The 26630-nt window shown below is 27.1% G+C and carries 27 protein-coding genes and 1 tRNA gene; 20 read left to right on the forward strand and 8 right to left on the reverse strand.

The window, feature by feature from the left end:
* Positions 1–2: 2 nt before the first annotated feature.
* The 4 genes from AVBRAN12640_RS04470 to AVBRAN12640_RS04485 form a co-directional block, all read right to left on the reverse strand.
* Complete coding sequence (locus AVBRAN12640_RS04470; protein ID WP_214115946.1) at positions 3–1067, reverse strand: GGDEF domain-containing protein; 1065 nt, start codon at positions 1065–1067, stop codon at positions 3–5.
* A gap of 76 nt (positions 1068–1143) precedes the next feature.
* Positions 1144–1242, reverse strand: a tRNA-Sec gene (locus AVBRAN12640_RS04475).
* 30 nt (positions 1243–1272) lie between these two features.
* Entirely contained in the window at positions 1273–1854 is a 582-nt protein-coding gene (locus tag AVBRAN12640_RS04480; protein ID WP_336608466.1) for a molybdenum cofactor guanylyltransferase, read from the reverse strand.
* Positions 1844–3097 (reverse strand): 3-isopropylmalate dehydratase large subunit, encoded by a 1254-nt coding sequence (locus AVBRAN12640_RS04485; protein ID WP_336608467.1) that lies wholly within the window; start codon positions 3095–3097, stop codon positions 1844–1846. Before AVBRAN12640_RS04485 ends, AVBRAN12640_RS04480 begins: the two co-directional genes overlap by 11 nt.
* A 62-nt stretch (positions 3098–3159) precedes the next feature.
* Between AVBRAN12640_RS04485 and AVBRAN12640_RS04490 the strand changes: the two genes are divergently transcribed.
* The 9 genes from AVBRAN12640_RS04490 to AVBRAN12640_RS04530 all read left to right on the forward strand — a co-directional run bounded on the left by AVBRAN12640_RS04490 (position 3160) and on the right by AVBRAN12640_RS04530 (position 12008).
* On the forward strand, positions 3160–4440 hold the full coding sequence (locus tag AVBRAN12640_RS04490) for an NFACT RNA binding domain-containing protein (protein WP_214115953.1): 1281 nt from the start codon (positions 3160–3162) through the stop codon (positions 4438–4440).
* Positions 4437–4751: a hypothetical protein gene (locus AVBRAN12640_RS04495; protein ID WP_214115955.1), complete on the forward strand. Its 315-nt coding sequence runs from the start codon at positions 4437–4439 to the stop codon at positions 4749–4751. Before AVBRAN12640_RS04490 ends, AVBRAN12640_RS04495 begins: the two co-directional genes overlap by 4 nt.
* 9 nt (positions 4752–4760) lie before the next feature.
* Positions 4761–5489 (forward strand): phosphatidate cytidylyltransferase, encoded by a 729-nt coding sequence (locus AVBRAN12640_RS04500; protein WP_336608468.1) that lies wholly within the window; start codon positions 4761–4763, stop codon positions 5487–5489.
* A gap of 32 nt (positions 5490–5521) precedes the next feature.
* The gene (locus AVBRAN12640_RS04505; RefSeq protein WP_214119727.1) at positions 5522–6580 is read left to right on the forward strand and encodes a 1-deoxy-D-xylulose-5-phosphate reductoisomerase; all 1059 of its coding nucleotides are present in this window, start codon (positions 5522–5524) and stop codon (positions 6578–6580) included.
* Positions 6573–7850: a M99 family carboxypeptidase catalytic domain-containing protein gene (locus AVBRAN12640_RS04510; RefSeq protein ID WP_239803375.1), complete on the forward strand. Its 1278-nt coding sequence runs from the start codon at positions 6573–6575 to the stop codon at positions 7848–7850. Before AVBRAN12640_RS04505 ends, AVBRAN12640_RS04510 begins: the two co-directional genes overlap by 8 nt.
* On the forward strand, positions 7850–9190 hold the full coding sequence (locus tag AVBRAN12640_RS04515; RefSeq protein WP_336607824.1) for an SH3 domain-containing C40 family peptidase: 1341 nt from the start codon (positions 7850–7852) through the stop codon (positions 9188–9190). The genes AVBRAN12640_RS04510 and AVBRAN12640_RS04515 overlap by 1 nt, the downstream gene beginning before the upstream one ends.
* Before the next feature lie 2 nt (positions 9191–9192).
* Positions 9193–10341, forward strand: a complete 1149-nt coding sequence (locus AVBRAN12640_RS04520; protein ID WP_336608469.1) for a metallophosphoesterase — start codon at positions 9193–9195, stop codon at positions 10339–10341.
* Positions 10342–10402: 61 nt separating this feature from the next.
* Positions 10403–10768 carry a CopM family metallochaperone gene (gene copM / locus AVBRAN12640_RS04525; RefSeq protein WP_214119711.1) on the forward strand — a complete coding sequence of 122 codons (366 nt, stop codon included), beginning with the start codon at positions 10403–10405 and terminating at the stop codon, positions 10766–10768.
* Positions 10769–10847: 79 nt separating this feature from the next.
* Positions 10848–12008 (forward strand): multidrug effflux MFS transporter, encoded by a 1161-nt coding sequence (locus AVBRAN12640_RS04530; protein ID WP_336608470.1) that lies wholly within the window; start codon positions 10848–10850, stop codon positions 12006–12008.
* A 23-nt stretch (positions 12009–12031) separates the two neighbouring features.
* Here the strand turns inward: AVBRAN12640_RS04530 and yedF are convergent, their stop codons facing one another.
* Together yedF and yedE are read right to left on the reverse strand one after the other, a co-directional pair.
* Positions 12032–12256 carry a sulfurtransferase-like selenium metabolism protein YedF gene (gene yedF / locus AVBRAN12640_RS04535; protein ID WP_267525428.1) on the reverse strand — a complete coding sequence of 75 codons (225 nt, stop codon included), beginning with the start codon at positions 12254–12256 and terminating at the stop codon, positions 12032–12034.
* Positions 12246–13430: a selenium metabolism membrane protein YedE/FdhT gene (yedE, locus tag AVBRAN12640_RS04540; RefSeq protein WP_214115978.1), complete on the reverse strand. Its 1185-nt coding sequence runs from the start codon at positions 13428–13430 to the stop codon at positions 12246–12248. Before yedE ends, yedF begins: the two co-directional genes overlap by 11 nt.
* A 249-nt stretch (positions 13431–13679) precedes the next feature.
* Between yedE and AVBRAN12640_RS04545 the strand changes: the two genes are divergently transcribed.
* From AVBRAN12640_RS04545 to AVBRAN12640_RS04560, 4 genes are all read left to right on the forward strand, one after another.
* Positions 13680–14324, forward strand: coding sequence for an amino acid ABC transporter permease (locus AVBRAN12640_RS04545; RefSeq protein ID WP_214115980.1), 645 nt, complete (start codon positions 13680–13682; stop codon positions 14322–14324).
* Positions 14321–14977 (forward strand): amino acid ABC transporter permease, encoded by a 657-nt coding sequence (locus AVBRAN12640_RS04550; RefSeq protein WP_336608471.1) that lies wholly within the window; start codon positions 14321–14323, stop codon positions 14975–14977. The genes AVBRAN12640_RS04545 and AVBRAN12640_RS04550 overlap by 4 nt, the downstream gene beginning before the upstream one ends.
* Entirely contained in the window at positions 14977–15717 is a 741-nt protein-coding gene (locus tag AVBRAN12640_RS04555) for an amino acid ABC transporter ATP-binding protein (protein WP_336608472.1), read from the forward strand. The genes AVBRAN12640_RS04550 and AVBRAN12640_RS04555 overlap by 1 nt, the downstream gene beginning before the upstream one ends.
* A 62-nt stretch (positions 15718–15779) precedes the next feature.
* Positions 15780–16592 (forward strand): cysteine ABC transporter substrate-binding protein, encoded by an 813-nt coding sequence (locus AVBRAN12640_RS04560; protein ID WP_214119709.1) that lies wholly within the window; start codon positions 15780–15782, stop codon positions 16590–16592.
* Positions 16593–16731: 139 nt separating this feature from the next.
* On the opposite strand, the gene AVBRAN12640_RS04565 is transcribed toward AVBRAN12640_RS04560, so the two are convergent.
* Together AVBRAN12640_RS04565 and AVBRAN12640_RS04570 are read right to left on the reverse strand one after the other, a co-directional pair.
* Positions 16732–17892: a Cj0814 family flagellar-dependent secreted protein gene (locus AVBRAN12640_RS04565; protein ID WP_336612953.1), complete on the reverse strand. Its 1161-nt coding sequence runs from the start codon at positions 17890–17892 to the stop codon at positions 16732–16734.
* 15 nt (positions 17893–17907) lie between these two features.
* Positions 17908–18729 (reverse strand): hypothetical protein, encoded by an 822-nt coding sequence (locus AVBRAN12640_RS04570; RefSeq protein ID WP_336612954.1) that lies wholly within the window; start codon positions 18727–18729, stop codon positions 17908–17910.
* 217 nt (positions 18730–18946) lie between these two features.
* On the opposite strand from AVBRAN12640_RS04570, the gene dsrO reads away from it, so the two are divergent.
* The 7 genes from dsrO (at position 18947) to AVBRAN12640_RS04605 (ending at position 26597) form a co-directional block, all read left to right on the forward strand.
* Positions 18947–19693: a sulfate reduction electron transfer complex DsrMKJOP subunit DsrO gene (gene dsrO / locus AVBRAN12640_RS04575; protein ID WP_336609113.1), complete on the forward strand. Its 747-nt coding sequence runs from the start codon at positions 18947–18949 to the stop codon at positions 19691–19693.
* Complete coding sequence (gene nrfD, locus AVBRAN12640_RS04580; protein WP_336609112.1) at positions 19690–20712, forward strand: NrfD/PsrC family molybdoenzyme membrane anchor subunit; 1023 nt, start codon at positions 19690–19692, stop codon at positions 20710–20712. Before dsrO ends, nrfD begins: the two co-directional genes overlap by 4 nt.
* On the forward strand, positions 20705–23617 hold the full coding sequence (locus AVBRAN12640_RS04585; RefSeq protein ID WP_336609111.1) for a tetrathionate reductase subunit TtrA: 2913 nt from the start codon (positions 20705–20707) through the stop codon (positions 23615–23617). The genes nrfD and AVBRAN12640_RS04585 overlap by 8 nt, the downstream gene beginning before the upstream one ends.
* Before the next feature lie 174 nt (positions 23618–23791).
* The gene (locus AVBRAN12640_RS04590; RefSeq protein ID WP_336609110.1) at positions 23792–24007 is read left to right on the forward strand and encodes a hypothetical protein; all 216 of its coding nucleotides are present in this window, start codon (positions 23792–23794) and stop codon (positions 24005–24007) included.
* Positions 24008–24048: 41 nt separating this feature from the next.
* Entirely contained in the window at positions 24049–25008 is a 960-nt protein-coding gene (locus tag AVBRAN12640_RS04595) for a hypothetical protein (RefSeq protein ID WP_336609109.1), read from the forward strand.
* Positions 25009–25277: 269 nt separating this feature from the next.
* A complete protein-coding gene (locus tag AVBRAN12640_RS04600; RefSeq protein WP_336609108.1) occupies positions 25278–26222 on the forward strand; it encodes a hypothetical protein in 945 nt (314 codons plus the stop codon).
* Between the two features lie 150 nt (positions 26223–26372).
* Positions 26373–26597: a hypothetical protein gene (locus tag AVBRAN12640_RS04605; protein ID WP_336609107.1), complete on the forward strand. Its 225-nt coding sequence runs from the start codon at positions 26373–26375 to the stop codon at positions 26595–26597.
* Positions 26598–26630: the final 33 nt, after the last annotated feature.

A 26630-nucleotide genomic window follows, 5' to 3' on the forward strand; every position in this document is an offset into this window, starting at 1 on the left:
ATCTAACCTAAATTAACTAACTTTACTCTATTTTTTCCAGAGTCTTTTGCACTATAAAGTGCTGCATCTGCTTTTGTTATCAATACATCTTTATTAATTAAATTTATAGAATAACTAACACCTATTGAAATAGTAACGCTAGTTTCATTTAAATTATCTTTAATTTGTAATTTTTCAATAGATTTTCTACTTTTTTCTAAAGAATTTAAAACATCATTGTAAGAGTAATTGCTAAATAGTATTAAAAATTCTTCTCCACCCCATCTAGCCACATAAGTATTTGTATTGTTTTCATATTCGTTTTTAAACACTTTAGAAACTTCTTTTAAAGCTAAATCTCCAAAATTATGACCATAAGTATCGTTTAAATGCTTGAAATTATCAATATCTCCTATTGCTAATGCTAAAGAATTTACTTCTTTATTTTTTAATTTTTCTAACATATTATCTAATATCTCATTCATAGCACGACGATTTAAAAGTGTGGTTAAATAATCATTTTCAGCTTTATATTGTAAGAATTCTTTTCTAGCATCAAGTTGCTTAATAATCTTGGCGTTTTCTCTATCATTTAGCCAAATATAAACTAGCAATGTAACTACCATAAATAAAAAATTAGCTATATTTATATATGGCATATAAGGATTTGGATAATTTGGAGTATCTTTTGTAATATAAAGCATTACAAAAAAAGCAGTCGCTTCTACAAGTCCTATACCTATTGGAACTAAGAAAGTATTGAAATTTTGTAAATATGCTAATGATAATAAAAGAACTATTATCATAGTAAAACCATAGCCCCATCCAAGATAATAAGTGCAATAACAACAAGAAAATAATATATCTAAATGCGCATATAAAGTAGCAATTGCATATCCCTTGTTTCTTATCAACACTACATAAGCTACTAATAAAGAAATAATAATTTGAATTAAGCTAGAAGGTAATAAGAAATATAGCCCCGTTAGAGTAAAACTAACAGCATATATAAGATGAACTAAGCCAATAATAACAACGGTAACTTTTATTATATATTCAAAATTATCAACTCTTCTAATCTCTTTCAACTTATTTTTCCTAAAACCATAAATCAAAAAATATTTTATAATTTAAACCTAAAATATTATTTAAAATTCCAAAACTTGGCTAGAGAGTGAAGGAATCGAACCCCCCGCAGAATAGTCAACTACCCCACCACAAGATTTGAAGTCTTAGGGCTACACCAGTAGGCCAAACTCTCCATAAAAAAGGCTTAGTTATAGCATAAAATGTTTAATATCTGTAACTTTTAATAAACTTTTCAAAATCACTTTTTGTATTCATATTTAAAAAAACATTATCATTTTTAAAGTTTAAAGTAATTGCACCTGACTTTATAAAAAAATCTTTGATTTTGCAATTTTCATCTAATTCATCTAAATATTTTAAATCGCTCATCTTATAAAAACCACATAAAAAATGAGTTTTGATACTTTTTGCCACTACTGAACTTTTATATCTTTTATGTTTATAAAAAAGTCTTTTTATAGAGCTTTTATTAATTTTTACAAAATCAACTGCAATTACAAAAACAGAATTTGAATTAGGAATTTTAATATTTTTAAAAGTCTTTAAACCATTAATTGGATGAAAATATTCATAATTATCTTTTAAAAATTTACATTTTAAATCACTTGGCTTAGTCTTAGCACAAAAATATATTTCATTAAATAAAGGCTGTAATTTTTCATATAAATAATTAATCAGGCTAATTTCACGCTTTTTATAATTAAAGCATAAATTAGCCTTATCTTGCCCCATTCTACTTGATTTTCCACCACCTAAAATTAGGCAAACGCTATTTTTAAAGCTCATCAGGAGAACAAATATATCCTTTAATTGCACTAGCAGCCGCAATTGCACTATTTGCAAGATAAACTTCTGAAGTTCTTGCACCCATACGACCTACGAAATTTCTATTCGTAGTTGATATACAACGCTCTCCATCAGCTAAAATCCCCATATACCCACCTAAACACGCACCGCAAGTTGGATTACTTACAACTGCACCAGCATTAGCAAATATATCCATTAAGCCTTCTTTTTGAGCTTGTAAAGCAATTTTGGTTGTAGCTGGAGTAATTATCATTCTTACATCTGAATGAACTTTTTTATCTTTTAAAATACTCGCTGCAATTCTTAAATCACTTAGCCTTCCATTTGTGCATGAGCCTACAAATGCTTGGTCAATTTTTACCTTTTCACTTACAGCTTGTTTTATACTTTTACCATTACTTGGTAAGAACGGATATGCTACAACAGGGTCAAGCTTGTCTAAATCAATCTCAATTACTCTTTCATAAACAGCATTTGGCAAGTGGCTAAACTCAACGCCTTTTCTCTTTAAATTAACCGAGTTTAAAAACTCTCTTGTAACATTATCAACAGCACAAATTCCATTCTTTGCACCTGCTTCAATCGCCATATTACATAAACTAAAACGGCTATCCATATCAAGCTCTTCAATTCCAAAAAACTCTAATGATTTATATAAAGCCCCATCAACGCCTAAAATTCTAATAATTTCTAAAATTAAATCTTTTCCATAAACCCAAGGCTTTAATTTTCCACGAAACTGCACTTTAATAGCACTTGGCACTTTAAACCAATTTTTACCTGTTATCATTGCATACGCTAAATCAGTGCTTCCCATTCCAGTAGCAAATGCTCCTAAAGCTCCGTGCGTACAGGTATGACTATCTGCACCAATTATCACATCACCTGGGCTAATAAGTCCATTTTCAGGTAAAAGTGCATGTTCAATACCCATATTTTTTTCATCAAAAAGATATTTTAAATTATGTTCTTTTGCAAAATCTCTACTAATTTTTGCTTGATTTGCACTTAGAATATCTTTTGCAGGAATATAGTGGTCAAGCACAATTGCAAAGCCATCAGGATTAGCTAATTTTGTAGCACCACTTTTTTTAAATTGTTTAATAGAAATTGGAGTTGTAATATCATTTCCTATTACCATATCAATAGGACAATCAATAATCTCACCTGCTTTTACTTCTTTTCCTATATGATGAGCAAATATTTGTTCTGTTAAAGTCATAGATTTCCCTTTTTTTCTAATTTTATTAATTTTAGCCGTTAAAATTAATAAAAGGATTAAAAATGAATTATTATGATTTAGTGCAAATTAAAGATTATTTAAAGCAATATAAAAAGATAAATCGTGCATATAGAATAAATGATAATTGCTTATGTATTGAGTTTAAAGATAAACTATATTTTGATTTAACCAAGGGCAAAAGTGCAATTTATAGTGGTAATTTATATGCTAAAGATTATACTAGTCCATTTGATTTACAACTTAAAAAAATGCTTTTTAACGCAAGTATTTTAGATATTAAAGTGCCTATAAATAATAGGATTTTAGAGTTTAAACTAGCCTTAGCTCACGCTTATAAAAAAATGGAATTTTATTTAATACTTGAGTTTTCAGGAAAATTTACAAATGCACTAATCTTAGATGATAAAAGAAATATAATAAGTGCCTTAAGATACGGCAAAAACAACCTTAGAGATATTTTACAAAATGAACCTTACATAGATTTAGAACCTACAAAAATCACTGAAAAAAATATAAAAATTGAAGATTTTAAAATTTATTTCGCAAATATTTTTGCAAGTCTTCAAAACGAGAAATTAAACTCATTAAAAGCTCAAAAAATAATGGAAAATGATAAAAAAATTGAAAAATTAGAGCTTTTAATAAATTCTTTAGAAGATGAAGAATTGCTAAACAAAAAAGCACTTTATGAATACGCAAAAGGCGATGCACTAAAAGAAAACTTATATAAAATCAAAGATTACGAAAGAGAATTTGAAATAGGAATTTATAAATATTCTTTAATCAACTCTGCAAAATATGAGCTAAATAATATTTATAAAAACGCTAAAAAATTAAGCCAAAAAGCAAAAAATATAAGCATAGAAAAAGATAATCTAAACGAAAAAATAAATGCTTTAAATAGTCTAAAACAAGCAATAATTTGCACAAAAGATGAAGTATTTTTACGCTCATTATTCGCAAAAAACAATAAAAAAGGCAAAACCCAGCAAAATCCAAACATATTAAATTTTTATGTAAATGATTACAAAATTAGCGTAGGACTTAATGAAAACGCTAATGAATATTTGCTAAAAAATAGCAAAAAAGATGATTTATGGTTTCATTTAAAGGATTTAAAAGGCTCTCATGTAATAATTTCAAGCAACAAAAAAAGCTATGATATAGATTTAATCTATCATGCTGCAAGTCTTTGTGCTTGTTATTCTGGTAAAAAAGAAGGTAATTTTTTAGTAGATTTTACAAAAAGAGCAAATGTAAAAATTATTGAAAAAGCATTCGTTAATTATGTTAATTACGATACTATAAAGGTTTTTTTATGAGTGTTAGCAATATTGGAAATATAAATTATATAAATCAAAATCAAGGCGTAGCGATTGATAATCACGCAAAACATAATGCAAAAATGTTTGCTGATGAGCAAATTACTTTAGTTACGCCAGAAGTTAATGTAATAGAAGAAAGTAGCGAAAGCTCAAAAACAAACACAAATCTTGATGATGAAAAATCATATCAAGAAGAACGCCCTAAAAAAGAGCATAAAAGAGCTAATTTTTTCGGTGTTATGATAGAAGAAGATGAAGAAATTGAAGAAATAAAAGAAAGCGATAGGCTTTTTGATAAACTTGTTTAAGGAGTATTTATGTTGAATGAAAAAATAAAAACAGGCTTAATTTTTGCAATAATTGCAGTAATTTTTCTAGCGATAAATTCTTATTATTTATGGCTAATAATATTTTTATTAGCTAGTGGCATTGGATATTTTGAAGCTTGTAAATTATTTGATACTAAAAATAATTATTTAATTTTAGCTTTAGGATTGATATTAGGAATTTATACTCAAATGCCTGTGGTTTCTATGATTTTTGCTATTTTAGTTCTTGCTTCTTTTTTAGCATACAAACAAGGAGATTTAAAAGAAATTCTACCATTTATTTATGCAGGAATTGGAATTAGCTTTATTTTTGAAACTTATATTAGATTTGAATTAAGTGGCTTTATTTGGCTACTTTTAAGCGTTGTTTTATGTGATAGTTTTGCTTATTTTGTAGGTAAAAAATATGGAAAAACTAGCTTTAGTCCAAGTTCTCCTAATAAGACTTTAGAAGGAGTAATCGGCGGAATTATTATTAGCACAATAGTTTCAAGTATTTATGCTAGTTTTGTTTATAGTGAGATTGGCTTTTTAGAAGTTTTATTTTTATCATTTTTAATGGCGTTTTTTGCTGTATTTGGAGATTTATTTGAAAGCTATTTAAAACGCTTAGCGAAGGTTAAAGATAGTGGAGAGCTTTTCCCTGGACATGGCGGAGTATTAGATAGAGTTGATGCTTTGATTTTTGCTAGTATTATTATGGTGGTATTCTTATGAGCTTTACTATAAATCCAACAAAACCTGAAATTATAAGTGTATTTGGTTCAACTGGTTCAATCGGCGTTAATGCTTTAAAAATAATAAAACAAGCTGATATTAAATTAGAGTGCATTAGTGCTTATAAAAACTATGAATTATTAAACGAACAAATAAAAATGTTTAATCCTAAAATAGTCTTAGCAAGTGATGAAATACTAGATAAAGTCAATCATTCTAATAAATACTCAATAAAAGACGCTGCATTTATAATGCAAGATTTAAAAAGTGATGGAATTATCAATGCAATAGTAGGATTTGCAGGGCTTAAAATATCTTTACAAACTCAAGAATTAGATAAAAAACTCTTTTTAGCAAATAAAGAAAGCTTGGTTGTGGCTGGAAAATTTCTTGATACTTTTAATATCTCTCCTATTGATAGCGAGCATAGTGCATTAGCAGCACTTTTAAGGGGTATTAAACACCCTAAAAAGCTCACAATTACTGCTAGTGGTGGGGCATTTTTTAAATACAATGAAGTTGCAAATCTAAAAGCAAATGAAGCCTTAAAACACCCTAATTGGGATATGGGAGCAAAAATCACAATAGATAGTGCAACAATGACAAATAAGCTTTATGAATTAATAGAAGCAAAACATTTATACCCTAATTTAGAATTAGATGCAATCATAGAGCCAAGCTCAAGTATTCACGCATTTTGCGAAAGTATTAATGGCTCAATGAGTGCTTATTTTAGCGTACCTGATATGAAGCTTAGCATTGCAAATGCACTCTTAGGTGAGAGTGATTTTGCTGCTTGTGAATATTTTGATATTTTAAAACTTGCTAAATTAGAATTCTTTGAGATAAATCCTAATAAATACCCTATTTTCAAACTAAAAGATGAGCTATTAAATAATCCTGATTTAGGTGTTATTATCAATGCTGCTAATGAAGAATTTGTATATAAATATTTAAAAGATGAATGTAAATTCTATGATATTAGTGACGCAGTATTTAAGGCTTTAGATAAATTTGCTGATAGTAAAATAAATACTATTGATGATGTGTTTAGTGTAGATAAAATGGTAAGAGAGTTTTTGAATGCTTAAGATATTTTTAACATTTTTAAGTCTTAATTTATTTGCTTTAAATTTTACTATAAACACTTTAGGAGAATGTGAAAAAGTTTGTGATAATACCGTTTTGATTTTTGGCGGTATTCAAGGAGATGAGCCAGGTGGTTTTCACGCTGCTAGCTTATTAATCACTGATTATAAAATCACTAAAGGAAAAGTAATTGTCGTGCCAAATCTTGCATTTGATTCAATAATTGCTAGAAGTCGTGGAGAATTTGGAGATTTAAATCGCAAATTCGCAGAACTTAGCGAAGATGACCCTGATTATTACACGGTTGAATTAATCAAAAAAATAATAACTTTACCTGAAGTAAAACTCATAATAAATCTTCACGATGGTAGTGGATATTATTCTCCAAATTATATAAATAAGGATAAAAATCCTAAAAAATGGGGAAATTCTTGCATAATTGACCAAGAGCAAATTGACGCAAAATACGGGAATTTAAACGAAATTGCAAGTAAAGCTTGTGAAAGTATAAATAATAATTTATTACACAAATTACATAGCTATCATTTAAAAAACACAAACACAGCAAATGGCGATGAAGAAATGCTAAAAAGCCTAACTTATTATGCAATTACTCAAGGTAAAGCCGCCTATGCAAACGAAGCTAGCAAAAATCTATTAACTCACGAAAGAGCATATTATCATTTACTAGCAATTGAGAGCTATTTAAAGGCTGCTGGAGTTGAGTTTGAACGAGAATTTGAATTAAATCCTAATGCAGTAAGAGAAGTTATTGAAAAACCGATTTTAATTAAAATTGAAAATCGCTTTTTATTAAGCCTTCAAAAACCAAGAGAAAAAATAAGATTTATTCCAATAAAATTGCCATTTACTTATAAAGCTAGCAATGAATTAACTGCGATTTTTAAAAACAATCAAGATAATGGCTTTAGTATTCAATACGGCAATCGCTTTCAAACTAATTTGTATTTAGAAAAAAATGTTGAATATAGCGATATTATTGATAAGTTAAATTTAATTGTTGATGATAAAGAAATCACAACTAATTTTGCAAAAATGATTGAAGTAAAAAATTATTTTTTAGTTAAAAAACACGATAAAGTAAGGATAAATGTCATAGGCTATAACGCAAAAGATAGTGAAGATAGTATAAAACTAAGCCTTAAAAATATGCAAAAACAATACTCAATAGATAAAGCAGGTAAGATTTATAGGGTTGAAGCTTACGAAGATAATAAATTTATAGGTGAAATTTTAATTAGATTTGAATGATGAAAAATATTATTTTAATTATTTGTCTTGTAGTTTTTACTTCTTGCAGTAAAAATTATTTTGCTCTTCCATCTCAAGATTTAAATAATTATGAGAGCAATGAGTTTTATATCACTAAAGAAGTATCACAAAAATTAAAAGAAAATTATTTAAAAAACCTATTTTATGTGTGGGGAATTGATAAAACAAATATCAATATGAAAAATATTGCAAATGATATTTTAAAAGACACAGGTTATGGAGAAAATTATCAATTAAATTCTCAAAAATTAATGCAAAATATAGTGGATAATGCTGATTTTGATAATTTAAACAAAATTTCAAAAAATGCAATCATTATTCATTCAAGTAATTTAAGATTATTACCTACTAAAAAACCAAGATTTAAAAATCCTAAATTAGCAGGTGAAGGCTATCCGTTTGATTATTTGCAAAACTCATTTATCTACGCATATACTCCTGTTAAAATCTCTCATTTTAGCAAGGATTTTGGCTGGAGTTTTATTTATAATAGCGTGGTAGTTGGCTTTATAGAAAATAAAAATATTGCATTTATTAGTGATGAAGATTTAAATATTTATAAATCATCAAAAGACTTCATAATGCCTAAAAAAGATAAAATTGCATTAATAGATAAAAATGAAGACTTCATAGAATACGCAAGAATTGGAATGCCTTTGGCATTAAGTAAAGAAAGTGCTAATTTTTATACTATAAGAGTTTTTAAAAAGGATTTAAACAATAACGCAAAACTTATTGAAATAAAGGTCAAAAAAGAAGATTTTTTCAAGCTTGGAGATAGTTTTTCTAGCGTTGATTTAAAAAAAATCGCAAATGAATTAATAGGACAAAACTATGGCTGGGGCGGATTAAACGGCGATAGAGATTGCTCTGCTTTTTTAAAAGATGTCTTTGGCACATTTGGAGTTTTTCTAGCTAGAAATTCGCAAGATCAAATCTATCAAAAAGATTATTTAAATAGAAAAATATTTTTTAATATCTCAAAACTTAGCAATAAACAAAAATATAATTATATTAAAAGCAATGCAATACCTTTTGCAACCTTGCTAGCTCTAAAAGGTCATATAGTTTTATATTTAGGAGAATTTGATAACAAAATCTATATATTGCATAATTTATGGGGGATTAAAAATTATGAGCGTGGAGTTGAGAGTAGAATTATCGTTGGGAAAGTAGCAATAACCACAATAGATGCAGGCAAAAATCTCTCAAGTGTAAAAGAACAAGATGTAATATTAAGTAGGATTTTTGGTATGAGAAATCTATTTGCTGATGAATTGCAGTTTGAAATTCCTAATTTAAATTCTAATAAGGACTAATTATGGCTATATTACTTGGTATTTTATATTTTTTATTGGTATTTTTCGCTAATGCAAATATGCTTTTAAGAACTATTAAAAATAATACTTTTAATAAATTTAGAAAAATAATTGTGGCTTTTTATAGTATTATTTTTGCGTTTGAACTAAGCCTAATTACTCAAGAAAACTTAATTAAAGAGCTTTTATATTATTCTTTTATAATTTTAATTGCTTCAACTATTGTGTTTTTTATGATTATGAGTTTTTATTATATCAAGACAAAAATAGTCTATGAAGAACATTTTGCAAAAGCAATTGATATATGGGAGATATTCAATTTTTTTCCTATATTTTTTATACTTATTTATTATTTAAAAGATATAAATATTTTAAATTATGAGTATATATTTATTTTCATAGCTTTTGTATTTTTTTATAAGGTATCAAAAAACGCAATAAAAGTCCCTAAAATAAAAGAAATAAATCTAAACGAAGATAAACTAAAAAAAGATTTAAAAATCGCAATGATAGCTGATATTCATCTAAAAAAGAATTTAAATGATGAGTTTTTTATAAATATAATTAATAAAATTAATTCTTTAAATCCTGATTTAGTAGTAATCGTAGGAGATTTAGTAGATACAGGTATTAATAATGTCAAAAACCTTAATTATCTAAATGAATTAAAATCAACCTATGGCACATTTTATGTCTTAGGAAATCACGAATATTATCACGGAGTAGGCAGTATCGCTAAGGAATTAAAAAAATATAAATTGCATTTTTTAGATAATAAAAGCATAGAATTTGATGATTTTGTAATATCAGGTGTAAATGATTTGATGGGGCTAAAGCTTAAGACTTTTGAGTCTGATATTAGCAAATTAAAGCCTAAATTAGATAAGTTTAATATCTTACTAACCCATCAGCCAAAATTTGTTAAAAAATACGATGTTAGCCCTTATGATTTAATCCTAGCTGGACATACTCACGCAGGACAAATCTTTCCTTTTAGCCTAGCTGTTAAACTTGAGCAAGGATATTTAAAAGGCTTATATAATGTAAAAAATAGCAAAATGTATGTAACAAGTGGAGCGGGATTTTGGGGTATAGTAGCTAGGTTTAATGCAAGTAGCGAAATAGTCTTAATTAATGTAAAATCTAAATAATTTACTTAATAGAAATTACTAATTAATAAAATATATCTTTATTTAAAACAAGGAGTATTTTATGAAAAAAATTTTTTTATGTTTATGCTTAGGTGCATTTAGTTTATTTGCTAAAGATTTAAGTCCTCAAGAATTAAACGATATGAAAAAAGAACTAAATGAAAGTATGATGAAAATGCATTCTAAAATGCAAGCAGGTATGAATGAAAACGACCCTGATATAGCATTTGTAGCAGGTATGCTACCTCATCACATTGGTGCTGTTGATATGGCTAAAATCGTTTTAAAATATGGAGAAGATGAAAATATCAAAAAATTAGCTAATGATATTATAAAAGCTCAAGAAATTGAAATTAAATTTATGCAAGAATATTTAGAGAAAAAAGGCTATAAATATCCAGAAGCAATCAATCATCATCAACATTAATAATTTATGCAAGGTAATTTTCCTTGCATAAAACTTCATTTGCCAAATTAAGACAATATCATATTTTTTAGGAGTATAGATGAAAGAAAAATTTTTTATTTTAATATTGGCATTTTTAAGTGCTATTGCCCCACTTGCAACCGATATGTATTTACCTGCATTAAGCTTAGTTCAGCATAGTTTTAATACAAGTGAGTTTTATACTCAATTAAGCATTGCTAGTTTTTTTATAGCCTTTGCATTAGGACAATTATTATATGGACCAATTAGCGATATTTATGGTAGAAAAATCCCATTAATTATAGGACTTTTCATATTTATAATATCTAGCTTTTTATGTTTTTTAGTTGATAATATTTATACTTTTATTGCTTTAAGATTTATGCAAGCACTTGGCGGATGTGCTGGGGTTGTGATTGCAAGAGCTATTGTAAATGATTGTTTTTCTAAGCAAAAAGCAGTGGCTGTATTTTCATTAATGATGATTAGTTCTAGCATAGCTCCTATGATTTCTCCTAGCATTGGTGGGCTTTTGCTTAAATACTTTTCTTGGCAAAGCATTTTTATTACTTTATTTTGTCTTGGAATTTTATTATTATTTTTAAGTATTTTTTATATAAAAGAAAGTAACAAAAATCAAATTCCATTTTCATTTTCAAATATTTATAAAGCATATAAAAGTGTTTTAACTAATAAAAGTTTTTTAATTTATGTAATTAGCTCAAGTTTAATTATGAGCACTTTATTTGCTTATATTAGTGGTTCAAGTTTTGTTTTTACCAATGTTTTTAATATCAGCTTACAAGAATATGGATTAATATTTGGGATAAATTCTTTAGGATTTATGATAACAGCTAGATTAAATGTGTATTTTACTTCTAAATTTGGTATATCAAAAGTAATTTTTATAGCTTGTCTAACAATGATAATTAATTCATTTTGCTTAATACTTTTATCAAATAATTTTTATACTTTTACTTTATTTTTATTCTTAACTTTATGTATGCTAGGCTTTATAACACCAAATCTAGTTACAAAAGCTATGCAAAAATCTAAAAAATATTCAGGTAGTGCTTCAGCAATACTTGGAGCTATGCAATTTATGTTCGCAGGATTTGCAGCGTTTTTAGTCGGTGCTATGAATGCTAATACGAGTTTTGCACTAGCTTGCATAATAAGCGTTTTTTGCTTACTTGCAAGTCTAGTTTATATTTTAAGATTTAAGTTAATTAGAATTTAAAACTTCTGTTTTAAATTCTAAACTTATTTTTTAGTGATATAAAAGCCTAAAACAGAGCCATTTTGCACTACTTCGCAACTATGACCTAAAGCTTTCATATCAGGTGGAATTCCATTAATACTTTGCGGACAATCGCTAATTATTTCTAATACTTCGCCGCTTTTTAGCTTGTGAATTACTTCATTAGCAACAATTGCAGGATAAGGACAAGGTTCGCCTAATAAAGAAATAGAATAATCAATTTTCATTTTTTCTCCTTGCATAAAATAATATTAAAGCAATGCTTATTAAAAATAAAGCTATATTAATGCCAAGACCACTATATCCGCTTAATTTGATTTTTTCTCCACTCAAAAACCACTTAGGCAATAAATCATAATTTAAAGCAATTAGCATAGTTCCTATTATATTTCCAATACCAACTACTATAAAATGAGTTTGCCCTTCTACTGCACGATATAAAAATCCACATTCACAACCACCTGCAAACACTATACCAAAGCCAAATATAAATGCTCCCGTGCAAAGCCCAAGAGATATTTCTAAAACCTTAGCGTTGTATCCGCCTTTATTTAATAATGCAAATACGAAAATACTAGCAACTAACATTGATACAAATAAAGCTAAAGAAAAGCTATATCTTTTAAATAAAAATAAATCCCTAAAACAAGAAGTAAAGCAAATCTGTCCTTTTTGTATCAACCAGCCAAAAATCACACCAAATATCAATGCTGTAGGAAGATTTTTAGTATCATTACTAGCTAAATATGCAAAGAATACAAAAAAAGCAATCACACTAAGAAATAAAATAATTTTGTTTTTTTGTTCTAAATTCTTATCTATTTTTAATTGCGGAGTATTTGTTTTAATCATCTCATATCTAGGAGCAAAAATCTTAATTTTTAGCACCAAAATAGCCGCTGCAACCCCAAGACACATAAAAATAGCAAAAACCCAAGTATGTAAAGAAAAATAAGGAAGACCTGTAAAAAAGTTAGCCAAATTGCATCCCCAAGCAAGTCTAGCACCAAATCCTGCTAATATCCCGCCTACTAATGCTTGAAAAAATCTAGTCTTAGAAGCTATTTTTCTAAAATACACCTTATTAGCAACGCTAGCAGCTAATAAACAACCAATTATAAGTCCAATAATCATAACTCCATCAACACGAGTTAGCATAGTTCCGTTTAGATTTTGCTTTTGATAATATGAATACGAACTTAAATCCATTCCAAAAAGCTCAAGAATTTCCCCACCGATACGAGTAAATTCGCCTGTTACTGCAAAAACACCACCAAAAATAGCAAAATATAAAGTTGCCATTATGCTTAAAACCATAACCGCTTTAGTATTGCTATAGAATTTGCTTAGGTAGTTTTGATGAAAGTGTGCAAGTTCTGCACCAAAATTTGAAGTTTTCATAAAAATCCTTTGTATAGCTAAAACTTAGCCAAAATTAAAAGGCTGATTATAAATAAGCATTCTTAAAGATTTCTTTAAATTATTTATCTCAAAATCAAGTTAATTTATTTGAATAAAATTATTTAATATATACACATATTTATTAATAATTTTTGTAACAAAATTAAAAGAATTTGAAAATAAAATTGCAAATATTATTTATCAAAAAAAGATATATTTAACCCGTTTTTATTTTAGCTAGGAGCTTAGATGGATTTTGAAGTTATAAAAGAGTTTTATCCACTTTACATAGACGCATTAATCCTTACTATAAAACTTGCATTTTATGGCATAGTTTTATCATTTTTAATAGGGCTATTTTGTATGTGGGTTGAACTACATAAACTAAGGTTTTTAAAACTAATTTGTAATGCTTATATAGAGCTTTCAAGAAATACCCCGCTTTTAATTCATTTGTTTTTCTTATATTATGCAATGCCAAAGCTTGGAATTAAACTTGAAGCCTTTACTTGTGGAGTAATTGGACTTGCATTTTTAGGTGGTGGATATATGGCTGAGAGTTTAAAATCAGGCTTAAATGCTATTAATAAGCACCAAATAGAAGCAGGATATGCTCTAGCATTAAGCAAAAATCAAGTTTTATACTACATATTATTGCCATTATCACTTAGAGTTTCTATAGCTAGTATTAATGCAAATATAATATTTTTGTTAAAAGAAACATCAGTAGTAAGTGTAATAGCTCTAGCTGATTTAGTCTATACAGCAAAAGATATAATAGGACTTTATTATGTGACTAATGAAGCTTTATTTATGCTTTGTGTTGCTTATTTTATAATGATTTTACCGCTTTCATTATTTTTAACTTGGTTTGAAGCAAGGATTAGAAAATGAGTGAAATACTATTTGATTTATCAATTTATTCAAGGCTTTATGAAGGCTTAAAAGTTACTTTATTTATATCTTTTGTATCTATATTTTTCTCAATTATAGGTGGGCTTATTTTAGGCGTTTTTATGAGTTTAGGAAATAAAATTATTTTTTATATTCTAAAAATAATTCTTGAAATTATAAGGTTTATGCCTATTATCGTTTGGCTATTTTTAATATATTTTGGAATGTCAAGTTGGCTTAGTATAGATGCTATTAGTGCTACTATTATTGTATTTGTGATTTGGGGTATGTTTGAGATGATGGATTTAGTAAGGGGTGCAATAACAAGTATTCCTAAACACCAATTTGAAAGCTCAATCGCACTTGCACTTAGCAAATACCAAATGTATAGATATATTATTTTGCCACTTGCATTAAAAAGATTAATTCCTAATGTAATAAATCTTTTAAGCCGTATGATTAAGACTACTTCAGTAGCTTATTTAATAGGTGTTGTAGATATTTTAGCAATAGGTAATCAATTAAAAGAAGTTACATTATTTATTAGCAATCTAGCACCTTTATATATTTATACAATTATATTTTTTATATATTTTATAATTTGTTATCCCTTATCAAAAATATCAAAAATACTAGAAAAAAGGTGGAGTTAATGAGTATTTTAAAACTTGAAAATATTAATAAATTTTACGGCAATAACCACGCTTTAAAGGATATTTCTTTTGAAGTTAATAAAGGCGAAGTTGTTGTTTTAGTAGGACCTAGTGGCTGTGGAAAAAGCACAACTTTAAGGTGTATTAACGGACTTGAAAATATAGCTAGTGGAAATATTTATATAAAAAATGAAATAATTACTAAAGATTATAAAAACTGGCAAGAGATTAGAAAATATGTTGGAATGGTGTTTCAAAGCTATGAATTGTTTGACCATTTAAATGTGCTTGAAAATATCTTATTAGCTCCTATGAAAGTTCAAAAGCGTAAAAAAGATGAAGTTTTAAAACAAGCCCTAGATTTATTACAAAAAGTTGGTTTAGAGCATAAACAAAACGCCTATCCAAAAGAGCTAAGTGGCGGTCAAAAACAAAGAATTGCAATAGTTAGAGCTTTATGTATGAATCCTGAAATTATGCTTTTTGATGAAGTTACGGCTGCGCTTGATCCTGAAATAGTAAGAGAAGTTTTAGATGTATTATTAAATCTTGCAAAAGAAGAAAAAACAATGCTAATAGTAACTCACGAAATGGCATTTGCTAGAGCTATAGCTGATAAAATTATTTTTATGGATAGTGGCAAAATTGTTGAAATTGCAAGTCCTGAAGAGTTTTTTACAAATCCGCAAACTAATAGAGCTAAGCAATTTTTAAATATGTTTGAATTTAAAAAGGATTAAAATTATCTTTTATTAATTTTTTTGCGTTTTAATTACAAGCGATTTTATTTAAAGGAGAAATTATGAAAAAAGTTATTTTATCACTTGTTGCAGGGGCTTTACTAACCTGTTTTGCTAATGCTAGAAATATTGAAGAGATTAAAACTAGCGATAATATTAAAATAGGTGTTTTTGCTGATAAACCACCATTTGGCTTTGTTGATAAAGAAGGCAAATTCCAAGGCTATGATATTTATTTTGCAAAAAGAATTGCTAAAGATTTATTAGGTAGTGAAGATAAATTAACCTTAGTTCCTGTTGAGGCTGCTAGTAGGGTTGAGTTTTTACAATCTGATAAAGTTGATATTATTTTAGCTAATTTTACAAAAACACCTGAAAGAGCAAGAGTTGTTGATTTTGCATTACCTTATATGAAAGTTTCATTAGGCATTGCAAGTCCTAAAAATGCAGAGATTAAAGACATTAAAGAACTAGATGGAAAAACTCTAATCGTAAATAAAGGCACAACTGCTGATGCGTATTTTACAAAAAATAAAAACGGAGTAAATCTAGCAAAATACGACCAAAATACTGAAACTTTTGGAGCATTATTAGATGGCAGAGGTGCTGCACTAGCACACGATAATACCTTGCTTTTTGCTTGGGTTAAAAACAATCCTGATTTTGTAGTAGGTATTAGTGAATTAGGGGATATTGATGTAATCGCACCTGCTGTTAAAAAAGGCAATAAAGAGCTTTTAGAATGGCTAAATAATGAGATAGTAAAACTAGGCGAAGAGCAATTCTTCCACAAAAATTATGATGAAACTCTAGCACCTGTTTATGGAACTGATATTGATAAAGAAAGCGTTGTTGTAGAAGGCGGCAAACTTTAATAATTTTGAATTAGGATTATTCCTAATTCGCTTTTTATTCTTATTTTAAATTCTATTTAGTTTTAAGAATTTAAGATAAGAAAATCTTTTCAAAAATCAAAATATCTTATAACTTTTGCAATAAAATTTCTAAAATAATCTAAACTTTTATATCAAACAATCTTATATTAGATACTTTATTTTGGCTAAAACTAAAAGCTAGTTTTAAAAACTCATCATAATTTAATTCGCTAATGTTTTTATTTGGATTTTCTAAACCCATTAATTCTCTTATCTTTCTCATAAATTCATCAGCTTGTTTTTCTTCAGCTTTTTTATTACTACTAAAAAATCCACTATTAAGACTATATAAGGTTTTAGTATAATTAGCACTTTCTAAAATAGCACTTCTTTGGCTTAATGGTTTATCATAAGCATTTAATTTGACATAATCTTTCAGCCATCTTGGCATACGCTCAACTTCAGCACTCATAAAGCCATTTTCTCCCCTTGCCATTACTTGCATTCCTAACGCTTTATCAAATGCAAAAAATGTAGCCGAGCTAATTTTTCTATCATAACCACTTAATTTACCTTTATATGTGCTTTTTCCTTCAATTAAAGTTGGGTTTGATTTTAATATACCTATCAAAAGCCCACCTTTTGATATTTCTCCATTTTCATTTATATAATTTTGTCTTGCTTCGTCATAATCACCAAAATATCCACTAAATCTAGGGTCTTGCTTGACATTGTCAGGTGGAAAAACATTTGTGTTTGGTAAGGTTTTATCGTCATTGTCAAAAGAATAAAATAAGGGATGATGAGTTTGGTAAAGTTCATTTTGAAAAGTCATTCCGTGATTATTCTCATAATCATCAGGTGAATGTAAAATTTTATTGATTTTGATTTCATCACTTCTTGCTTGAATATAACCTTGTGGAAATTGCTTTATATCTTCGGTGTTAAAAAAATCTTTAGAGTTTAAAAAATCTTCACTTACAACTTGGCTAAAAAGTGTATAAGCGTTATTAACAGTTTTTGCTATATCAATTTCATAATACTTTCTATATGCTCTTAAAGAATTGTTATTTCTATCTACTAGATTTTTTAAAGTATCGCTGTGGATTTTATAATTATCCGGAATACCTGCAGCTTTGTTAAAATCACTTGTAAAAAAGCCATCTTTATCAACTCCGTATCCTAAAACAACTCCTACCTTTTTATCATCTGCTTTATTATCTACTTTTTTAATCTCGTTATTTGTTTCTTTTTTGCTTATATTAGTTATTTGATATGTTGAATAAGAATTTATTTTCATAATTATTCCTTTATTTTAAATTCTTTTATCATATAAATTCTTGCTATCTTTATATGCCATTACAATAGCTAATAAATCTCTTTCATCTTTTACTTTGCGTGGGTCAATCTTACTTAAAATCTCTTCCATATTTTCACGAGTGCTTGTGCCTTTTACTTCTATTGGTTTAAAATCATCTTTTTTATTATTTTCTAGTTTTTGATTTAGTTCATTTTCTTCTATAGCTTTTAATCTTTTGCACTCACTTATAAAATCTTTAACGCTAATATTTTTATCACATAATAATTTTAAAATATCACTATCATTAATATTATTAAGACTTTCATCAATGTATTCATTATTAATCTTAAAATCTTTTAAAAACTCTCTTAGTTCTTTTTTGTCTTCAGGGTTAAAAAAATCACTAAAAGCTCTTTGATAAATATTACTTACTTTGTATTCTTGCATTACTCTTAATTTTAAATTAAGCTTGGTTTTTAGATTGCCTAAATTAGTCCCATCATCAACAAAAGTTTCATCAAAATCGCTAAAAGCTGAATTATAAATTAAATTAGACATTTGATTTATGTTATATTTTAAATCTTTTAAAGCTTCACTATAATCACTATTTAAATTCTTTAAAGCTTCTTTGATTGTATAAGCTTTCTTTGGCAAATAATCATCTCTTATAAATGTATTATTTAAATCATTTAATAAGTTTTCATCTAAATTAAGATTTTTGATATATTGCTCTCTTACACTATCAATTGTGCTTTGATTACGCTCTTTTACATTGTAATTAATTATTGCTTCACGCTTTAAAATATTATAAAAGTGATTATAGTTTGATATTTGCATTTTAAACCCCCGTTATTTTTCTATATCGGTAGGTTTAAAAAAATATTAATGGTTATTAAATTCTTATAAAAATTTATATAAAATTTATATATAAACTTATTGATAATAACAAACCAAAATTAGGCAATAATATTTAAACCTTAATTTATTATTAAATTTTAACTTTAATTATACAATCAAAAAATATACTCATTAAAATCTAAATCAAAGGTTTTATATGAATAGAAGAGTATTTATTACAACCACATTAGCTTCATCAAGTTATGCTTTTAGCCTAAAAAATAATGGAATAGATAAAAAAGATAAAAGATATATAGGAGATAGAAAAAAACGCTATGCAATGCTAATTGACCTTAGAAAATGTATCGGCTGTCAAGCTTGCACTGCTGCTTGTATCAATGAAAATCAAGTCCCCCACGAACAATTTAGAACATTTGTTACTGAATATGAATTAAGTAAAAGCGATGAAGTATTTAAGGCATTTTTGCCAGAACTTTGTAATCATTGCGAAAATCCACCTTGCGTAAGCGTTTGCCCTACAGGAGCAACTTTTAAAAGAGAAGATGGAATAGTATTAGTAGATAATGAAATATGCTGGGGTTGTAGTTACTGCGTAAATGCCTGTCCTTATGATAAAAGATTTATTAATAAAAATACAAAAGTAGCTGATAAATGCACTTTTTGTGTGCATTTAATAGATAATAATGAATTACCAGCTTGTGTTCAAACCTGCGTTGGTAGGGCTAGAATTTTTGGCGATTTAAATGATAGTTCAAGTGAAATTTCACAAATATTAAAAGATTATCCAACAAGTGTTTTAAAGCAAAATTTTGGGACTAAACCACAAGTTTTTTATATTAATTTAGACAATGAATTAAATGAAATCAATCCTAATCATAAAATGTTTCAAGATATTTCAAAAGAATTTGATTTGGCTTTAGAAGAAGAATGGAGAATAAAATGAGTGCTGTAGTTTTAGAAGGTTTTAGCGTTCAGCGAACTTGGGCTTTAGATGTTGTGAATGATTTTTTCATAGCAGGAGCTAGTTTTGGAGCGTTTTTATGTGCTAGTTTATATTTAGTATTTGGATTGAAAAACTACAAAAATATCGCCCTATTTTCAATGATAATTTCTTTTGTTTGTTTATGTGCAATTCCTTTTAATTTAATTGATGATTTAAAACAACCTAGCAGAGTTTTTGAAATCTTTTTAAATGGCTGGGGTAATCTATCAACTTCAGCTATGAAAATAGGAATTATATTACTTATAACCTACCCTATTTTACTAATACTATTAGCATATAAGCATATTAACAATAAAAATACTAAAAAATTAGGAATAATCACACTTATTGTATCTTTTTGCATTCCTTTATACACTGGATATATTTTAGGAACAAGTGTTGGAGTTAGTTTTTGGAATACACCTGTTTTACCACTTTTATTTGCTGCAAATGGCGGTGTAGGCGGTGTTGGAATATGTGCTTTAGTCTTATTTGTATATTCAAAAATCATAAATTATAAAATCAATCTTTTTATCTTTATAAGACTTGCTAGTGCTTTAATAGTATGTGATTTATTATTAAGATTATTTTGGTTTAGCTTTATGCTTGGTTTTAATAAAGAAATTAAAGAGCTATATCAATATGTATTTATGGCTAGATTTTATGAGATTTTCATACTTGAGTTTTGCTTAATTTTTATTATTTTAATAAATCTTTTTACAAGATTAAAAAACAATCAATTCTTTTTATTACTTGCATTTTTATCTATGATAATTTATAGCTTTAGCTTTAAATTCAATGTAGTTTTTGCAGGAAATTCTATGCCAAAAATTATGAGTGGATTTTTAACATACACACCAAAAATCTTAGGTAGTGATAGTTTAGGTTCTGTATTTGGCAATTGGCTAATTTGTATAAGTTTGTTTTGTCTTTTAGTAAGCATATTAGAAAAACAAATAAAAGGAGAATTAAGTGAGTAGAAGAAAGTTTTTAATAGCATCAGGGATAACAGGCATAGCAGGGGCTTATTTTTACAATGAAACAATACAAAAAATCATAAAACCACAAACAAAAACAAACGATAGCATATATGCAAATAGCCTAAATCCACAAATCGGCAAGTATTATTCAAGTGTTTGTAATGGTTGCGTTACTCATTGTGGTGTTAGGGTAAAAGTATTAGATAATAAGGTTTTAAAAGTTATTGGCAATCCATATAGTTTATTATCAAGCGACCCTTGGCTTAATATGAATACTAGTATAAAAGATAGTTATTTACTCACAAATCAAGGCAAAATCCATTCAAGTGTTTGTGCTAGGGGTAATTTAATATTTGATAAATTAAATGATAAAGCAAGGGTAACTAAAATACTAAAAAGAGTTGGAAAAAGGGGAGAAAATAAATGGCAAAGTATTGAGCCTGATAAATTTTTAGATGAGATAGTAAATGGCGGAGATTTGTTTAATGAAGGCTATGTAAAAGGATTTAAAGAAGTTTATAATCATACTGATTTAATAGATGAAAATGCTCCTGAATTTGGAAAGAAAACAAATGGATTATGTATAATCGCAACAGGCGATGAAGGAAGAAAGAATTTCTTTCAAGAAAGATTTCAAAAATCATTCGGAACTATCAATTTTCACGGACACACAGCAACTTGCGGTCTTTCTATGAGAGCTGGAATGGCTGCTTTTTTAAATGATTTTGATAAATACCCACACTTAAAACCTGATTTTGATAATTGCGAGTTTTTGATTAATTTCGCAAGTGCTCCTGCTCAAGCTGGAAATCCTTTCAAAAGACAAGGATTAAAAATAGCAAATAGAAAAAGCAATAATTTAGAATACGCAACAATAACCCCAATACTTACAAATTCTACTTCAAGTGCATCTAGCGTAGGAAAATGGATTGCTATAAAGCCTGGTGGGGATTTGTTTTTAGCCTTAGCCTTATTACAAGATGTAATAAATCAAAAAATTTATGATGAAGAATATCTATCTTATACTAATTTAAATGAAAACAATGTAAGTTTTTCTAATGCTGCTTATTTAGTCGTTGAAGATGATTATAAAAACTATAAAAAAGGAGAATTTTTAAGAATTAATAATGAAATTATGGTTATTAACGAGCAAGGATTAATAAGTGCAAAAGATTGTAAAAAAGCTAATATTTATTATGATGGAATAATAACTTTAGATGATGAAGCAATAAAGGTTAAAACAAGTTTTATCAAATTAAAAGAAAGTGTCAATTCAAATTCTTTAGATGATTTATTGCAAAATAGTGGCGTTAGTAAAAAAGATTATGAATATTTATTAGAAAAAATCAAAAAATATAAAAATAAAGTAGCATTTGATTTGCACGGCGGGACTATGCAAACTAATGGATTTTATACAGCTTATGCTATTTTAGAATTAGTTGGTTTGCTTGGGAATTTAAATAAAATTGGTGGAATGAGTGCTGGTGGGGGTAAATATAATGATTTGTCAGGAGAATTTGAATTAGCAAAATATAAAGGCAAAATTAAACCTAGTGGAATTAGAGTTGATAAAACTAAAAAACCTTATGAAGCAACTAGCGAATATAAAAACAAAATCAAAAACAACGAAAACCCTTATCCATCAAAACTACCTTGGTATCCACTAACTAATGCAATTTGCACCGACGCAATCACAAATGCAGCATTAAAATATCCTTACGGAATAGATATATTGCTTTCTTGGAATGCTAATATTGCTTATGCTAGTAATATGAATAATGTTAAAAATTCTTTAAAAGATAGCTCTAAAATACCATTATTCATAGCAATTGACCCATTTATAAACGAAACAAGTATGTTTGCTGATTATATAGTTCCTGATAGCGTTATGTATGAGACTTGGGGCGTTGTTAATCCTTGGGGTGGTGCTTTGAGTAAAGCTAGTCATTTTAGATTTCCTATTTTAAATTCTCCTAATGTTAAGTTTAGCAATAATGAAATCGTATGTATGGATAGCTTTATAATTGAATTAGGCAAAAAATTAGGCTTAGCAGGATTTGGCAAAAACGCAATTAGCGATAGTGAAGGTAATTTATTTGACCTTGATAAGCCGAGTGATTATTATTTAAGAAGTTTTATAAATGTTGCACTTGATGGTGGATTTGATTATGAAATAAACGAAGATGAGATAAAGGACTTACCATTCATTCAAGAATTAAAAGAAATTAGCCCAAAACACTATAAAAAAGCTTTATTTTGTATGGCAAGGGGTGGAAAATTTGAAAGCAAAAACAAAGCATATAACAAAAACGCCTTAGCAAAAACATACAAAAAAGAAATAGCTATTTATAACGAAGATTTAGCACTTACTAAGGATTCTTTAACTGGGAAAAATTATAGTGGAGTTCCTTATTTTGTAAAACAAAGATTTAAAAACAATACCACATTAGATGAGTTAAATCTAAAAGCCTTTTCGTATAAATCAAATATATATTCAAGTTTAGTTGCTGCTAGTTCAAAACTAACTCATTTAAAATATTCAAACTACATTGAATTACACGAAGATACAGCAGCAAAACTAGGTCTTAAAGATAAGGATTTAATCAAAGTTATAAGAGATGATAAAAAAATAATAGGAATATTAAAAACTAGAAAAGGAATTCATAAAGAAGCAGTAGGAATTGAGCATTCTCGTGCTAGGCGTGGCGAAGGTGCTAGTGATTTTTATATTGATGGGAAATTAATTGCTAAAAATATTTCAAAAAGAACAGGCGTTAGTATCTCAAATATAATACCTGATGATACTATTCGTGGAGAAAATGCCTTAATTAGTGATTTTGTCGTAGGCTCTGTAGCAAGGCAAGGATTTGGCGTAATTATAGAAAAAATCTCAAGCTTAGGTTAAAGAATTTAAAAAGATTTAATTAATATAAAAATTAATTAATATTAATGTTTAAAATATTTTTTTAATTTAATGTTACTAAAAGTTACAATATATCAAAATATTAAATAAAATAATCATATTATTAATTAAAATAAAATTATAATAATTCAAATCATTAATGAAAGGAGATTTTCAATGAAAAAAGTAGTTTTAGCTATTTTAGCTTTAGGTTTTATTACAAATGCAAGTGCGTATTCTTGGATTAGTTATACAAATGGTTATAACTTTATTACTTGGTCAGGTGCTTGGAGTTCGGCTTTTAATTCTTCAGCAAGAGATACTGTTATTTATAATATAAATAAACGAAATTGCAAAAATTTTAATGAAACACTAAGAAAATGTCTTGATTAATTGTTACGGTAGTTTTTACTACCGTATTTTAAGGATTATTTATGATACACGATATAAGTGCTAGTAAAAATATGCCGATAGCTTGGAGGATTGATGTTAAAAAGCACGAGCTAACAGAAAAAGAGCTAAAAGATTTAAATTATCAAATAAATAAAAATAATTTTGAGATAAAGACTAATAAAGAGCAAGATTACAATGTATTTTTTAGATTTGATAGTGATAATATCGGTGTAAAAATAAATGAAAAAAATCTAAATAGATTAAAAGATTTTTTTGATAGCGATAATTTCATTGCTAATAATAAAGGCACTATTTTAGATAAAGATGCAGCAAGTTTTGTCGCTGGATGGTTTAGCAATATTGCTTATAGAGAAAATCTCTTAGCAGCTGATATTAATAACGATGGAGAATTAACGGGCAAGGAATTTAAATATACATTTACGGTATTTAGTGAAGCAGCCGAAATAGTAGTAAATGAAAAGACACTTGAAGAAGAAATAATCTCAAGTGCAATCATAGGCACATATTTACCTAGTATGGTAGCTTTGCCAGAGGGCGAGAGTATGGATATTAGCAAGGCTTTAAATATTAGTTTAAATGATGATAAAAACCTTGATGGAATAATAACATTTGGCGAATATTTAGGAGCTGATGGTAAAAATAAAATTCATAAATATACAGCTGATTGTAAATCAAGTGATGAGCGAATTAAAATTGATAGTGGTAATATTTATAAAATTATGAATATAGATAAATTCAAAGAAAAGGAATTAGAAGAATTAAAAAAATTAGCAGCCTTAGCAAAGCTAAAAAATCAAGGCCTAAAAAGTCTAACAAATGATGAAAAGAAACTCTTAAAAGACTTTAGTCTTAATCTTAAAATCAGTGAAAATAAATTAGAAGATTTAGTCGCAAATGATAAATTAGATGATTTTATAGATTTTACGAAAGAATTGAAAAAAGATTTAAGCGATACAAAATTAATTGATATTAAAGTTTAATTTTTTATTTTTAATTAATTGTTACTAAAAGTTACAATATATCAAAACATTAAATAAAATAATAATAGTATTAATTAAAATCAAATTATAATAATTCAAATCATTTTTTAATGTATTAACTTAATTTGCATTACGAATGTTAGTGCATATTTTAAAAAGTATTAGTGCTTTAATATTGCTTTTTAAGTGTAAAAAATAGCTATATGATTTTAAAAATGTCTTGATTAATTAGCTAGATCTAATTTAGTCATAATTTTAAAGGATTTTTTATGAGACATTATCTAGGAAACTATTTAAATACGCCTATAGCTTGGCAAGATAAAATTAATTCAAATTCTTTAAATTCTTTTGATTTATACAATATAAAAAATGCAATAAATATAAATAATTTTGAGATTAAGACAAATAAAGAGCAAGATTACAATGTATTTTTTAAATTTGATGAAAGTAATATCGGAGTAAAACTTAGTGAAAATAATATCAATAGATTAAAAGAATTTTTTGATGAAGATAATTTCATTTTTAATAGTAAAGGCACTATTTTAGATAAAGACGCAGCAAGCTTTGTAGCTGGGTGGTTTAGTGATATTGCTTATAAACGAAAATTCCTTGAAGCTGATGTTGATGGTAATGGGGAGCTAAGCAATAAAGAAGGAAAAAAGACATTAAACTTTATACTTGAAAGGCTTGAATATAGAAGAGATAATAAAGGTGAATATATAATCACTAATTATGTAAAAGGCTATGAAGAGAGTAAATTTTTAGCAGATAATGATGAATACTATGTTGATATTAGCTATGCTTTAAATGCTAGTTTAAATAATGATAAAAATCTTGATGGTATTATTACATTTGGCGAATTTCTAAATGTAGGCGAAAAGGGATATTTTGAAGATAACATAGAAGTATCTAATAATAAAAATAATAATGATTTTATTAGCTTATATAAGATTGCAAATACAGATAAATTAAAAGAGAAAGAATTAGAAGAATTAAAAAAATTAGCAGCCTTAGCAAAGCTAAAAAATCAAGGCCTAAAAAGTCTAACAAATGATGAAAAGAAACTCTTAAAAGATTTTAATATTAATTTAAAAATAAGCGAAGATAAATTAGAAGAGTTAATTACAAATGATAAATTAAGTGATTTTATAGATTTTACAAAAGAATTTAAAAAAGATTTAAGCGATACAAGATTAATTGATATAAAAGTCTAATTTATATTTTAAATTATTAAAGAATTTGAAATATAAATTAGCTAATTGTTACTTATAGTTACAAAATATCTATTTTTTAAATAAAATTTCAATATAATTTATTTAAGTTATATTATAATAATTCAAATCATTAATGAAAGGAGATTTTCAATGAAAAAAGCAGTTTTAGCTATTTTAGCTTTAGGTTTTATTACGAATGCAAGTGCGTATTATTGGTATGATTATTTTACAGGCAGTGGTCCTTGGAGATGGGCTTTTATAAGTGCTGAAAGAGATAGAGTAACTCCTACTAGACTAGGCTGGAATCCACCGCCAATACACAAACCAGGTGTTAGTATGCCTCCTAGATTAAATTCTGGTTTTGTTATAAGATAAATTTTTTAGCTAGGATATTCCTAGCTAATGCAC

Source organism: Campylobacter sp. RM12640 (assembly GCF_020137595.1).
In the GTDB taxonomy this organism is placed as follows: domain Bacteria; phylum Campylobacterota; class Campylobacteria; order Campylobacterales; family Campylobacteraceae; genus Campylobacter_E.